This window comes from Burkholderia sp. KL41, assembly GCF_057005415.2.
This window is the reverse complement of record NZ_CM174446.1, coordinates 2,449,400-2,462,391: the sequence shown is the minus strand read 5'-3', so window position 1 is coordinate 2,462,391 and position 12,992 is coordinate 2,449,400. Positions and strand designations below refer to the sequence as shown.

The 12,992-nt window shown below is 68.1% G+C and carries 10 protein-coding genes; 4 read left to right on the top strand and 6 right to left on the bottom strand.

The features are described 5' to 3' along the window. The first annotated feature begins 100 nt into the window (after positions 1 to 100). Positions 101 to 580 (top strand): glutathione peroxidase, encoded by a 480-nt coding sequence (locus PQB87_RS11550; protein ID WP_027787077.1) that lies wholly within the window; start codon positions 101 to 103, stop codon positions 578 to 580. Positions 581 to 643: 63 nt separating this feature from the next. Here the strand turns inward: PQB87_RS11550 and cls are convergent, their stop codons facing one another. From cls to dapC, 6 genes are all read right to left on the bottom strand, one after another. Then, positions 644 to 2,083 (bottom strand): cardiolipin synthase, encoded by a 1,440-nt coding sequence (cls, locus tag PQB87_RS11545; protein WP_233344702.1) that lies wholly within the window; start codon positions 2,081 to 2,083, stop codon positions 644 to 646. 108 nt (positions 2,084 to 2,191) lie between these two features. Beyond that, positions 2,192 to 3,100 carry a 50S ribosomal protein L3 N(5)-glutamine methyltransferase gene (gene prmB, locus PQB87_RS11540; protein WP_059687317.1) on the bottom strand — a complete coding sequence of 303 codons (909 nt, stop codon included), beginning with the start codon at positions 3,098 to 3,100 and terminating at the stop codon, positions 2,192 to 2,194. Positions 3,101 to 3,111: 11 nt separating this feature from the next. Then, positions 3,112 to 4,251 carry a succinyl-diaminopimelate desuccinylase gene (gene dapE / locus PQB87_RS11535; RefSeq protein WP_059687318.1) on the bottom strand — a complete coding sequence of 380 codons (1,140 nt, stop codon included), beginning with the start codon at positions 4,249 to 4,251 and terminating at the stop codon, positions 3,112 to 3,114. Positions 4,252 to 4,341: 90 nt separating this feature from the next. After that, positions 4,342 to 4,710: an ArsC family reductase gene (locus PQB87_RS11530; protein ID WP_006478478.1), complete on the bottom strand. Its 369-nt coding sequence runs from the start codon at positions 4,708 to 4,710 to the stop codon at positions 4,342 to 4,344. Then, on the bottom strand, positions 4,710 to 5,537 hold the full coding sequence (dapD, locus tag PQB87_RS11525; protein ID WP_014896723.1) for a 2,3,4,5-tetrahydropyridine-2,6-dicarboxylate N-succinyltransferase: 828 nt from the start codon (positions 5,535 to 5,537) through the stop codon (positions 4,710 to 4,712). The genes PQB87_RS11530 and dapD overlap by 1 nt, the downstream gene beginning before the upstream one ends. Positions 5,538 to 5,581: 44 nt before the next feature. Beyond that, positions 5,582 to 6,814, bottom strand: a complete 1,233-nt coding sequence (dapC, locus tag PQB87_RS11520; protein ID WP_489241863.1) for a succinyldiaminopimelate transaminase — start codon at positions 6,812 to 6,814, stop codon at positions 5,582 to 5,584. A 159-nt stretch (positions 6,815 to 6,973) separates the two neighbouring features. Between dapC and PQB87_RS11515 the strand changes: the two genes are divergently transcribed. The 3 genes from PQB87_RS11515 (at position 6,974) to PQB87_RS11505 (ending at position 12,936) form a co-directional block, all read left to right on the top strand. Next, the gene (locus tag PQB87_RS11515; RefSeq protein WP_226215465.1) at positions 6,974 to 7,915 is read left to right on the top strand and encodes a DMT family transporter; all 942 of its coding nucleotides are present in this window, start codon (positions 6,974 to 6,976) and stop codon (positions 7,913 to 7,915) included. A gap of 139 nt (positions 7,916 to 8,054) precedes the next feature. Continuing rightward, positions 8,055 to 11,567 carry a chromosome segregation protein SMC gene (gene smc, locus PQB87_RS11510; protein WP_048020898.1) on the top strand — a complete coding sequence of 1,171 codons (3,513 nt, stop codon included), beginning with the start codon at positions 8,055 to 8,057 and terminating at the stop codon, positions 11,565 to 11,567. Between the two features lie 85 nt (positions 11,568 to 11,652). Continuing rightward, positions 11,653 to 12,936: a cell division protein ZipA C-terminal FtsZ-binding domain-containing protein gene (locus PQB87_RS11505; RefSeq protein ID WP_489241862.1), complete on the top strand. Its 1,284-nt coding sequence runs from the start codon at positions 11,653 to 11,655 to the stop codon at positions 12,934 to 12,936. The last annotated feature ends 56 nt before the right edge of the window (positions 12,937 to 12,992 follow it).

The following is a 12,992-nucleotide window of genomic DNA, read 5'->3' as shown; positions in this document are numbered from 1 at the left end:
GCGCGCCGCTTGCGCCGGGCATTGGCCGTTCGGCGGATGCCGCAATGGCGCAATTTCGCCTAGACTCCACGTCGATCCGGTTTCGTAAAAGGAGTGCCCGATGTCCACCCTGTATTCGTTCAGCGCAGAGACGCTTGCCGGCGCGCCGGCCTCGCTCGACGCGTATCGCGGCAAGGTGCTGCTGATCGTCAACACCGCGAGCGAGTGTGGTTTCACGCCGCAGTACGCGGGCCTGCAGAAGCTGTACGACCAGTACGCGGCGCGCGGCTTCTATGTGCTCGGCTTTCCGTGCAACCAGTTCGGCAAGCAGGAGCCCGGCGACGCCGCGCAGATCGGCGCGTTCTGCGAGCGCAATTACGGCGTCACGTTCCCGATGTTCGCGAAGATCGACGTGAAGGGCGACCATGCGCATCCGCTGTACCGCTACCTGACCGATGAGGCGCCCGGCATTCTCGGCCTCAAGGCGATCAAGTGGAACTTCACGAAATTCCTGATCGATCGCGAAGGGCGCATCGTCAAGCGCTATGCGCCGTCCACCAAGCCGGACGAAATCGCCGCGGATATCGACAAGCTGCTGTGACGGCTGCCGGCGGCGTTCGCGGCGCCGGTGCGGGTCGCCCGCCCGCCGCCGCGGTCCCGGCCGTCAGAGGATCGGTGCGAACAGCCGCGCGACGTGCATCGCGATGCGTCGCCAGGCAGGCGAGCGGCGGTATTCGTTCGCATCGACCTCGTACGCCTGTGCGAAGTCGGCAACGAGCATCGTCTCGACCTCGTCGGCGAATGCGCGGTCGACGGTCAGCACCATGATCTCGAAATTGAGGCGGAACGAGCGGTTGTCGAGATTCGCGCTGCCGATCGCCGCCGCGATGCGGTCGATCAGCACGACCTTCTGGTGCAGGAAGCCGGGCCGGTAGCGGAATACCTTCACGCCCGCATCGACCAGGTCGCGCGCGTACAGCTTCGACGCCTCGAATACCACGTAGTGATCGCGCCGGCTCGGAATCAGGATGCGCACGTCGACGCCGCGCATGACGGCGAGCTTCAGCGCGGAGATCACGGCTTCGTCGGGGACGAGGTACGGCGTGGTGATCCAGACCCGTTCGCGCGCGGCGTTGATCGCCTCGACGAAGAACAGCGAGCCCGTCTCCTGCTTGTCGGCCGGCCCCATCGGCACGGCGAGGCAATGCATGTTGTCGCTCGGCTGCGCGGGCGGCGGCATCGCGAGCGGCGGCAGCTTCTGCGTCGCCCAGTGCCAGTCTTCGGCGAACACGTACTGGATGCTCGCGACCACGGGGCCGCGTATCTCGATATGCGTGTCGCGCCACGGCGACAGGCGCGGCTTCGCGCCGAGATATTCGACGCCGACGTTGTGGCCGCCGACGAACGCGCGATTGCCGTCGACCACGACGATCTTGCGGTGGTTGCGGAAGTTGAGCTGGAAACGGTTGACGAACTTCCGGTTGGTCGCGAACGGATGCACCTCGACGCCGCCCCGGCGCAATGTGTCGACGTAGCTGTGCGGCAAGTCGAAGCTGCCGATGCTGTCGTACAGGAGGCAGCAGCGCACGCCGGCTGCCGCACGCGCGAGCAGCGAGTCGCGCAGCATCCGGCCGAGCGCATCGTCGCGCACGATGAAGAACTGCACCACCACGTAATCGCGCGCGGCGTCGATTGCGGCGAGGATCGCCGAGAAGGTCGCATCGCCGTTCACGAGCGTGCGCACGGAATTGCCGCCGAGGAACGGCATGCCGCCGAGACGCGTAAGCGCGAGCACCGCGGCCTGGCCGATCGCGTCGGCGGCCGGCCCGTCGGTCGCGTCGGTGCTGAGCCAGGGCGAGCGGGGTGTGTGCATGCGCAACATTTCCAGCTCGTGGCGCCGGGCGTCGACGTAGCCGGAGAACTTGCTGCGACCAAGGAACAGGTACGGAACGAGCGTCAGGTACGGCATGGCCGCAAGCGAGACGGCCCATGCGATCGCGCCTTGCGACGTGCGCGTGTTCATGATCGCGTGGCACGCCGCGACGATCCCGAGCACATGGATGGTCAGGATCAGGGTACCGAGATGTAGCCAGTCGAGGGTCATGGGCGCGTGACGGACTCCTGAGGTCGCGCGGCCGGGCGGCCGCCTACGCGCATCTTACCCAACCGTGCGGCGCAACGGTGCACCGCACGGTGGGCGAGCCGAAAAGGCTCAGGCCTTGCGCGGCAGGTCCGACGCCTGGATCAGGAACACGGCGTCGTCGCCCGCGCTGGTCGGCAGCCACGTGAGTTCGAGGCCGCCGAACGCGGCTTCGACGTTCTCGCGCTCGTTGCCGATCTCGACGACGAGCACGCCGTCGTCGTGCAGCCAGCGATGGGCTTCGGCGACGATGCGTCGCACGATGTCCATCCCGTCGTCGCCACCCGCGAGCGCCATCTCCGGCTCGTGCCGGTACTCGGGCGGCAGTGCGGCCATCGACGACGCATTCACGTACGGCGGGTTCGTCAGGATCACGTCGTAACGCGTGCCCGGGTCGGTGCGGAACGCGGGCAGCGGCGCGTAGAGGTCGCCGCAGTGCAGTGCGACGCGGTCTTCGAGGCCGTAGTCGCGCACGTTGATCTCGGCGACTTCGAGGGCCTTGTCGGACAGGTCGACCGCGTCGATCTCGGCATTCGGGAACGCGCTCGCCGCGAGGATCGCGAGGCAGCCCGAGCCCGTGCACAGCTCGAGCACGGCGCCGACCTGTTCGGGATCGGCGACGTACGGCTGCAGCCCGTCGTCGAGTAGTTCGCCGATGAACGAGCGCGGCACGATCACGCGTTCGTCGACATAGAAGCGATGGCCATGCATCCAGGCTTCATGCGTGAGGTACGCGGCCGGCACGCGGTCGGTCGCGCGCCGTTCGATCACCGCGAGCACGGCCGCGATTTCGTCGGGCAGGAGCCGTGCGTCGAGGAACGGCTCGAGCGTGTCGAGCGGCAGTTCGAGCGTGCGCAGCACGAGGTAGGCCGCTTCGTCGTACGCATTGTCGGAGCCGTGGCCGAACGCGAGCTTCGCTTTCGAGAAGCGCGTGACCGCGTAGCGCAGCAGGTCGCGAACAGTGGCAAAAGGTGTCGTCATGCGAGGCTCCATCAGGCGATCAGTTGTTCGAGCACGCGGCGGTACACGTTCTTCAGCGGATCGATGAAGCGCACTTCGATGTGCTCGTCGATCTTGTGGATGCTGCCGTTCGGCGGGCCGAACTCGATCACCTGCGGGCAGATGCGCGCGATGAAACGGCCGTCCGACGTGCCGCCCGTGGTCGACAGCTCGGTCGTGATGCCGGTCTCGGTGCGGATCGCGTTTTCCAGCGCGCCCGACAGCTCGCCGCGCGGCGTGAGAAACGGCAGGCCGCTCACCGACCACTTCAGCGTGTATTCGAGGCCGTGCTTGTCGAGGATCGCGTGCACGCGTGCCTGCAGGCCCTCGACCGTGCTCGCGGTCGAGAAGCGGAAGTTGAACAGCAGGTCGGCGTGGCCGGGGATCACGTTGGTCGCGCCGGTGCCGGCGTGCAGGTTCGACACCTGCCAGGTGGTCGGCGGGAAGTATTCGTTGCCTTCGTCCCACTGCTCGGCGGCGAGCTCGGCGAGCGCCGGCGCGAGCAGGTGGATCGGGTTCTTCGCGAGGTGCGGATAGGCGATGTGGCCCTGTACGCCCTTGACGACCAGTTCGCCCGACATCGAGCCGCGGCGGCCGTTCTTGACGACGTCGCCGAGTTCGTGGGTCGACGTCGGTTCGCCGACGATGCAGTAGTCCATGCGTTCGCCGCGCGTTTCGAGCAGCTCGACGACCTTCACGGTGCCATCGGTGGCGGGGCCTTCCTCGTCGCTCGTGATCAGGAACGCGATCGCGCCGCGGTGGCCGGGGTGTGCCGCGACGAATTCCTCGGACGCGACGACGAACGCCGCGAGCGACGTCTTCATGTCGGCCGCGCCGCGGCCGTACAGCTTGCCGTCCCGATGGGCGGGGATGAACGGCGGCGAGCTCCATTGCTCGAGCGGGCCGGTCGGTACGACGTCGGTGTGGCCCGCGAAGGCGAGCAGCTTGCCGTCGCGGCCGTCGGCGCCGCGCTTGACGGCCCACAGGTTGGTCACGCCGTGCGACGCGATGGTCTCGCATTCGAAGCCGAGCGCGGCGAGGCGCTCGGTCAGGATCTGCTGGCAATGCTGGTCGTCGGGCGTCACGGACGCGCGGGCGATCAGCTGTTCGGTAAGGGCTAGGGTGGCGGACATGGTTCGGACCACTTTCGATAAAAAATGCCGGCGCGGTGGCCGGCAGCGACAAGACGTCGGGCTGCGCCGATAGGCGCAGCGCGGGCGGCCCTATGCGGCAAACAGCGCCGCGTATTGATCGGCCACGAAGCCGAGCGATTTCACGCGGCCGTTGACCACCAGCACGGGGCGCTTGATGACCGACGGCTTGTGGATCATCAGCGCGACCGCGCCGGTCTTCGTTTCGGCGGCCGCTTTCATCGCGTCGTCGAGGCCGCGCCACGTGGTGCCGCGCTTGTTGACGAGTGCGTCGAGCGACACGTCCTTCAGCCAGTCTTCGATCAGCGGCGCGCTGACGCCGAGCTTCTTGAAGTCGTGGAACTCGAATTCGACGCCGTGATCGTCGAGCCACACGCGGGCCTTCTTCACGGTGTCGCAGTTCGGAATGCCGTAGACGACCACGGTGTGCGGCTTCGCCATCAGTCGCCTCGCAGCAGCTCGTTCAGGCCGACCTTCGCGCGCGTCTTCGCGTCGACCTTCTTGACGATCACCGCGCAATACAGGCTGTGCGAGCCGTCCTTCGACGGCAGGTTGCCGGCGACGACGACCGAACCGGCCGGGATGCGGCCGTAGCTGACTTCGCCCGTCTCGCGATCGTAGATCTTCGTGCTCTGGCCGAGGTACACGCCCATCGAGATCACCGAGTTTTCCTCGACGATCACGCCTTCGACGACTTCCGAGCGGGCGCCGATGAAGCAGTTGTCTTCGATGATGACCGGGTTCGCCTGCAGCGGCTCGAGCACGCCGCCGATGCCGACGCCGCCCGACAGGTGCACGTTCTTGCCGATCTGCGCGCACGAACCGACCGTTGCCCACGTGTCGACCATCGTGCCTTCGTCGACGTACGCGCCGATGTTGGTGTACGACGGCATCAGCACGACGTTCTTCGCGATGAACGAGCCGCGGCGCGCGATGGCCGGCGGGACGACGCGGAAGCCGCCTGCGGCGAAATCTTCGGCCGTGTAGTTCGCGAACTTCGACGGCACCTTGTCGTAGAACTGCGAGTAGCCGCCGGCGGGCATCGGCGCGTTGTCCTCCAGGCGGAACGACAGCAGCACGGCCTTCTTCAGCCACTGGTGCACGGTCCAGTTGCCGTCGATCTTCTCGGCAACGCGCAGCGCGCCTTTGTCGAGCTGCTCGATCGCGTGCGCGACGGCTTCGCGGACGTCGGCCGGTGCGGCCTTCGGCGACAGCTCGGCGCGGTTGTCCCAGGCGGTATCGATGATTTGCTGAAGTTGTTGCGACATGTTCGTTTTCGCAGGAGATTGGATGGAATTGATCGGATGGACGATTACCGCGCGAGAGACCGGCAGAAATCGACGATGCGTTGCGCGCCCTCGACGCATTCGGGGGTGCCCGCGACGAGCGCGATCCGGATGAAATCGCGGCCCGGATTCGTGCCGTGCGCATCGCGCGCCAGGTACGAGCCGGGCAGAACCGTCACATTATAGTCGGCGTACAGGCGACGGGCGAACTCGGTGTCCGACAGGCCGGTGCGCGACACGTCGGCCCACAGGTAGAACGCCGCGTCGGGCAGTTTCACGTCGATCACGTCGGCGAGCATCGGCGTGACCGTGCTGAACTTCTGCAGGTACAGCGCGCGGTTCTCGCGCACGTGCGCCTCGTCGTTCCACGCGGCGATGCTCGCGTGCTGCCAGACCGGCGACAGCGCCGCGCCGTGGTACGTGCGGTACAGCAGGAATTGCTTCAGCAGCGCGGCGTCGCCGGCGACGAAACCCGAGCGCATGCCCGGCACGTTCGAGCGCTTCGACAGGCTCGACAGCATCACGAGCCGCTCGAAGCCGCGGCCGAGGCGGTGCGCGGCCTCGAGGCCGCCGAGCGGCGGTGCCGCTTCGTCGAAATAGATTTCCGAATAGCACTCGTCGGACGCGATCACGAAACCGTGGCGGTCGGACAGCGCGAACAACTCGCGCCAGTCGTCGAGCGTCAGCACGGCGCCCGTCGGGTTGCCCGGCGAGCACACGTACAGCAGCTGCGTGCGCGCCCAGACCGCGTCGGGCACCGACGCGTAGTCGCACGCGAAGTTGCGGGCCGGGTCGCTATTCGCGAAATAGGGTTCGGCACCGGCCAGCAGCGCCGCGCCTTCGTAAATTTGATAGAAAGGATTCGGACAGAGTACGATCGCCTTCTCGCCCGTTTCGGACGGGCGTGCGTCGATCACCGTCTGGGCGAGCGAGAACAGCGCCTCGCGCGAGCCCGACACGGGCAGCACCTGCGTGGCCGGATCGATGGCCGGCAGCCCGTAGCGGCGCTCGAGCCAGTGCGCGATCGACGTACGCAGCGCGTCCGAGCCGGCGGTGGCCGGGTACGACGCGAGACCGTCGAGCGCGGCCACCACGGCGTCGCGGATCAGCGCCGGGGTCGCATGTTTGGGCTCGCCGATGCCGAAGCTGATCGGTTTGAGGGCGCCGGAGGGCGTCACGTCCTTGAACAGGGCGCGCAGCTTTTCGAAGGGGTAGGGCTGGAGCGAGTCGAGTCGAGGGTTCACGGGCGAAGCGGCCATCGCGGCCGGTTGGAGCGAAAGAAGCGGCGGGCGCGCCGCGCGGCTGCGAACGGGCGCCGCGGGCGCACGGGTCGCAACGGACGATTATAGCGTGACGGAACGCGGTCACGGCCTGCCGGAACGGCGGCCGGGCCGGTCGAATAAAGGGTATCGAACCAAATGAATAACGCGGTACGCGGCAGCCTGCCGACGCTGGCCATCCTGATCGGCGCATCGGTATGGGGCCTGATCTGGTATCCGCTGCGGATCCTTGCGTCGCTCGGCGTGACGGGCACGCTCGCGAGCGCGCTGACGAGCCTCGTCGCATTCCTGTTCGTGATCGTCGCGCGGCACCGCACGATCGCGACGCTGCGCTGGCACTGGGTGCTGGCCGGCATCGCGGTGACGGCCGGCGTGACGAACCTCGGGTTCGTGTGGGGCACGATCCACGGCGAAGTGCTGCGCGTGATGCTGCTGTTCTACCTGACCCCCGCGTGGACCGCGATCTACGCGCACTTCCTGCTGCGCGAGCGGCTGACCTGGGCCGGCGCGGGGCTCGCTGCGCTGTCGATCGGCGGCGCGATGCTGATGCTGTGGTCGCCGGCGCTCGGCCTGCCGCTGCCGGCCAGCCCGGCCGAATGGGCCGGCCTCGCCGCCGGGCTGAGTTTCGCGATGAGCAACGTGCTCGTGATCAAGGCGAGCCGCGAGCTGCCGGAGATGCGCGCGGAGATGCGCACCGCGACGCTGTTCGGCGGCGCGGCCGTGTTCGGCGCGATCGCGTCGCTGTTCGAGGGGCTGCCGGCTGCGCCGGCGGCCGGCCAGCTCGGTGTCGCCGCGCTGATCATCGTCGCGATCGGCGTGACGATGGCGTCGAACAACCTGCTCGTGCAGTACGGGCTCGCGCGTGTGCCGGCGAACCGTGCGTCGATCATCATGCTGTTCGAGATCGTGATCACCGCGCTGTCGGCGTGGGTGTTCGCGAACGAGCTGCCGACCGCGCGCGAGTGGGCGGGCGGCGCATGCATCGTGCTGGCCACGCTGCTGTCGAGCCGGGTCCATCGTGCCGCGCCGGCACCGGACAAACCCGGCGACGGTCGGGACGGTGCACGCGCGATGGTATGATGGAAGCCGTTTGCGGGGCCCAACGCTGGATGCGCGCGGCCCCGCTTTTGAATTCCGGGGCGCGTCGCGCGCATGGGCCGTCCGGCCTCGCGCAGTGCGGCTCCGTCCGTTTCACACCTTCTTCACATCCGATACCGCCGTGCGTCTGAGCTCGATCAAACTCGCTGGCTTCAAATCCTTTGTCGATCCCACGCATTTCCAGGTTCCGGGCCAGCTTGTCGGCGTGGTGGGCCCGAACGGGTGCGGCAAGTCCAACATCATCGACGCCGTGCGCTGGGTGCTCGGCGAGTCGCGCGCTTCCGAGCTGCGCGGCGAGTCGATGCAGGACGTGATCTTCAACGGCTCGACCGCCCGCAAGCCCGGCAGCCGGGCCAGCGTCGAACTGATCTTCGACAACTCCGACGGCCGCGCGGCCGGCCAGTGGGGCCAGTACGGCGAGATCGCCGTGAAGCGCGTGCTCACGCGCGACGGCACGTCGAGTTACTACATCAACAACCTGCCGGCGCGTCGCCGCGACATCCAGGACATCTTCCTCGGCACGGGCCTCGGGCCGCGTGCGTACGCGATCATCGGGCAGGGCATGATCGCGCGGATCATCGAGGCGAAGCCGGAAGAGCTGCGCGTGTTCCTCGAGGAAGCCGCGGGCGTATCGAAGTACAAGGAGCGCCGCCGCGAAACCGAGAACCGCCTGCACGACACGCGCGAGAACCTGACGCGCGTCGAGGACATCGTCCGCGAACTCGGTGCGAACCTCGAGAAGCTCGAGGCGCAGGCCGTCGTCGCGACCAGGTACAAGGAACTCGTCGCCGACGGCGAGGAGAAGCAGCGCCTGCTGTGGCTGCTGCGCAAGAACGAGGCCGCCGGCGAGCAGCAGAAGCAGCAGCGCGCGATCGAACAGGCGCAGATCGACCTCGAGGCGCAGACGGCGAAGCTGCGCGAGGTCGAGGCGCAGCTCGAGACGCTGCGTGTCGCGCATTACTCGGCGAGCGACGCGATGCAGGGCGCGCAGGGTTCGCTCTACGAGGCGAATGCCGAGGTGAGCCGCCTCGAAGCCGAGATCAAGTTCATCGTCGAATCGCGCAATCGCGTGCAGGCGCAGATCGCCGCGCTGAATGCGCAGCGCGAGCAATGGCGCGCGCAGGCCGAGAAGGCGCAGGACGAGCTCGAGGAAGCCGAGGAAGCGCGCGCGATGGCCGACGAGAAGGCCGCGCTCGCCGAAGACAACGCCGCCGCGAAGCACGACGCGCTGCCGGCGCTCGAAGCGAAATGGCGCGATGCGCAGGCGCAGCTCAACGACGAGCGCGCGCGGATCGCGCAGACCGAACAGTCGCTGAAACTCGAGGCCGCGCACCAGCGTAACGCCGACCAGCAGCTTCAGCAGCTTCAGCAGCGCCATGAGCGCCTGAAGAGCGAAGCGGGCGGGCTCGACGCGCCGGACGAGGCCCAGCTCGAGGAGCTGCGCATGCAGCTGGCCGAGCAGGAAGAGATCCTTGCCGAAGCGCAGGCGCGCCTCGCCGACGCGCAGGAAACGGTGCCGCGCCTCGATGGCGAACGCCGTGCCGCGCAGGAGCGCGTGCAGGCCGAGGCCGCGCAGATCCACCAGCTCGAGGCGCGTCTCGCCGCGTTGAAGCAACTGCAGGAAAACGTGCAGACCGAAGGCAAGGTGCAGCCGTGGCTCGACAAGCACGAGCTCGGCGCGCTGCCGCGCCTGTGGAAGAAGCTGCACGTCGAGGCCGGCTGGGAAGCGGCGCTCGAGGCCGTGCTGCGCGAGCGTCTCGCCGCGCTCGAAGTGTCGAATCTCGACTGGGTGAAGGCATTCGCGACCGATGCGCCGCCGGCGAAGCTCGCGTTCTATGCGCCGCCCGCGGCCGGCGAACCGCCCGCGGCCGTGGCGGGCCTGCGCCCGGTGCTGTCGCTCGTGCGCATCGACGATGCGGGCATCCGTGCGGTGCTGAACGACTGGCTCGGCAACGTGTATGTCGCCGACGACGTCGCACAGGCGCTCGCGACGCGCACGCAGCTCCCGGCAGGCGGCGCGTTCGTCGTCAAGGCCGGCCATGTCGTCACGCGCGTCGGCGTGCAGCTCTATGCCGCCGATTCGGAACAGGCCGGGATGCTGGCCCGCCAGCAGGAAATCGAAAACCTGACGCGCCAGGTGCGTGCGCAGGCGCTGCTCGCCGACGAGGCACGCACGGCGGCCGTGCGCGCGGAAGCCGCGCACACGCAGGCCACGCAGGCGCTCGGCGACGTGCGCGCACAGGCCGAGCGTGCGACGCAACGCGTGCACGCGCTGCAGATGGACGTGCTGAAGCTCGCGCAGGCGCACGAACGTTACACGCAGCGCAGCACGCAGATCCGCGAGGAACTCGAGGAAATCGGCGCGCAGATCGAAGAGCAGCGCGCGATGCGCGCGGAATCGGAAGCGAATTTCGAGCGTTTCGACGGCGAACTCGCGGAGCTGCAGGCGCGCTTCGAGGACAACCAGCTCGCATTCGAAGCACTCGACGAATCGCTGACGCAGGCGCGTCAGGAAGCGCGCGACCTGGAGCGCGGCGCGAACGACGCGCGCTTCGCCGCACGCAACGCGGTGACGCGGATCGACGAACTCAAGCGCAGCATCCAGGTCGCGCACGAGCAGAGCGAACGTGTTGCCGGATCGCTGGAAGACGCACGCGCCGAACTCGAGACGATCAACGAGCAGACCGCGCACACGGGCCTGCAGGACGCGCTCGAAGTTCGTGCGGTGAAGGAAGAGGCGCTGCAGGCCGCGCGGATCGAACTCGACGACCTGACCGCGAAGCTGCGCGCGTCGGACGAGCAGCGGCTCGTCGCCGAGCGCTCGCTGCAGCCGCTGCGCGACCGCATCACCGAATTGCAGTTGAAGGAGCAGGCCGCGCGCCTGGCGGTCGAGCAGTTCGCCGAGCAACTGACCGCGGCCGAGGTCGACGAGGAAGCGCTGAGCGCGAAGCTCACGCCGGATCTGAAGCCGTCGTACCTGCAAGGCGAGGTCACGCGCCTGAACAACGCGATCAACGCGCTCGGCCCGGTGAACATGGCCGCGCTCGACGAGCTGAAGGCCGCGAGCGAGCGCAAGGTGTTCCTCGATGCGCAGTCGGCCGACCTGATCGACGCGATCACGACGCTCGAGGACGCGATCCACAAGATCGACCAGGAAACCCGCACGCTGCTGCAAGGTACTTTCGACGAGGTCAACCGTCACTTCAGCGACCTGTTCCCGCGCCTGTTCGGCGGCGGCCAGGCGAAGCTGATCATGACGGGCGACGAGATCCTCGATGCCGGCGTGCAGGTGATGGCGCAGCCGCCGGGCAAGAAGAACGCGACGATTCACCTGCTGTCGGGCGGCGAGAAGGCGCTGACCGCGACCGCGCTGGTGTTCGCGATGTTCCAGCTCAATCCGGCGCCGTTCTGTCTGCTCGACGAGGTCGACGCGCCGCTCGACGACGCGAACACCGAGCGTTTCGCGAATCTCGTGCGCGCGATGTCCGACAAGACGCAGTTCCTGTTCATCTCGCACAACAAGATCGCGATGGAGATGGCGCAGCAGCTGATCGGCGTGACGATGCAGGAGCAGGGCGTGTCGCGGATCGTCGCGGTGGACATGGAAACCGCCGCGGGTTTTGCCCAGAATTGACGTTTGACGAAACCGGACCGCGTTCGCGCGGCGCATGGGCGCCCGTTCGCGGTTCCGACGAACAAGAATTGCTGATGGAGCGTGCATGGACGAGTTGACACTCGGTTTGATCGGCGCGGGCGCCGTCGTGGTGGGCGGCGTCGTGGTCTACAACGCATGGCAGGGCGCGAAGGTGCGGCGCAGGATGCCGCGCCCGATGCCGGAGGAAGCGGCCGAGGCGATGAACCGCCCCGAGCGCGACGAAGAGTTGCCGTTCATCGAGCCGGTGCGTCAGCCGGTGCGGCGCGAGCCTGCGGTGCCGGCTGCTGCGGCTGCTGCGGCCGCCACGTCGGCGGAAGTCGCGCGCGTCGAGCCGACCTTCGGCGGTGCGGCGCCTGCCGACATGCCGGCCGATCTGCAGGCCGAGGCGACCGGTGTCGAGCCGTCGGCCGAGCCGGTCGACGCGGTTGCCGGCGAAGACACCGTGCCGGCCGCCGCGCACGACACGCACGCTGAAGCGGCCGAGCCGGTCGAACCCGTGCTGCCGGCCGCGACGACGATCTCGTCGGCACCGCCGGCGATCGTCGACCGCCGGATCGACTGCATCGTGCCGATCCGGCTCAACGGTTTGCTGCCGGGCGACAAGATCCTGCCGGCCGCGCAGCGGCTGCGCCGCGCGGGCAGCAAGCCCGTGCATATCGAAGGCAAGCCCGAAGGCGGCCAGTGGGAGCTGCTGCAGAACGGCGTGCGCTACGAGGAACTGCGCGCGGCCGCGCAGCTCGCGAACCGCAGCGGCGCGCTGAACGAGCTCGAGTTCTCCGAATTCGTGACGGGTGTCCAGCAGTTCGCCGACGCGATCGACGGCGCGCCGGAGTTCCCGGACATGATGGAAACGGTCGCGATGGCGCGCGAGCTCGACGCGTTTGCCGCGCAATGCGACGCCCAGTTGTCGATCAACGTGATGTCGGACGGCGCGCCGTGGTCGGCGAACTACGTGCAGGCGGTCGCGTCGCAGGACGGGCTGCTGCTGTCGCGCGACGGCACGCGTTTCGTGAAGCTCGACGCGAAGCAGAACCCGGTGTTCATGCTGCAGTTCGGCGACACGAACTTCCTGCGTGACGACCTCACGTACAAGGGCGGCAACATGATCACGCTGGTGCTCGACGTGCCGGTCGCCGAAGAGGACATCCTGCCGTTCCGGCTGATGTGCGACTACGCGAAGTCGCTGTCCGAACGGATCGGTGCGCGGGTCGTCGACGATTCGCGCCGGCCGCTGCCGGAATCGACGCTCGTCGCGATCGACCAGCAACTGATGAAGCTGTATGCGAAGCTCGAGGAAGCCGGCATCCCGGCCGGTTCGCCGGTCACGCGCCGCCTCTTCAGCCAGTAACGCGAACGCACGGGCGGCGGGCTTCGGCACCGCCGTTCGTCGCTGCGGCGCACACT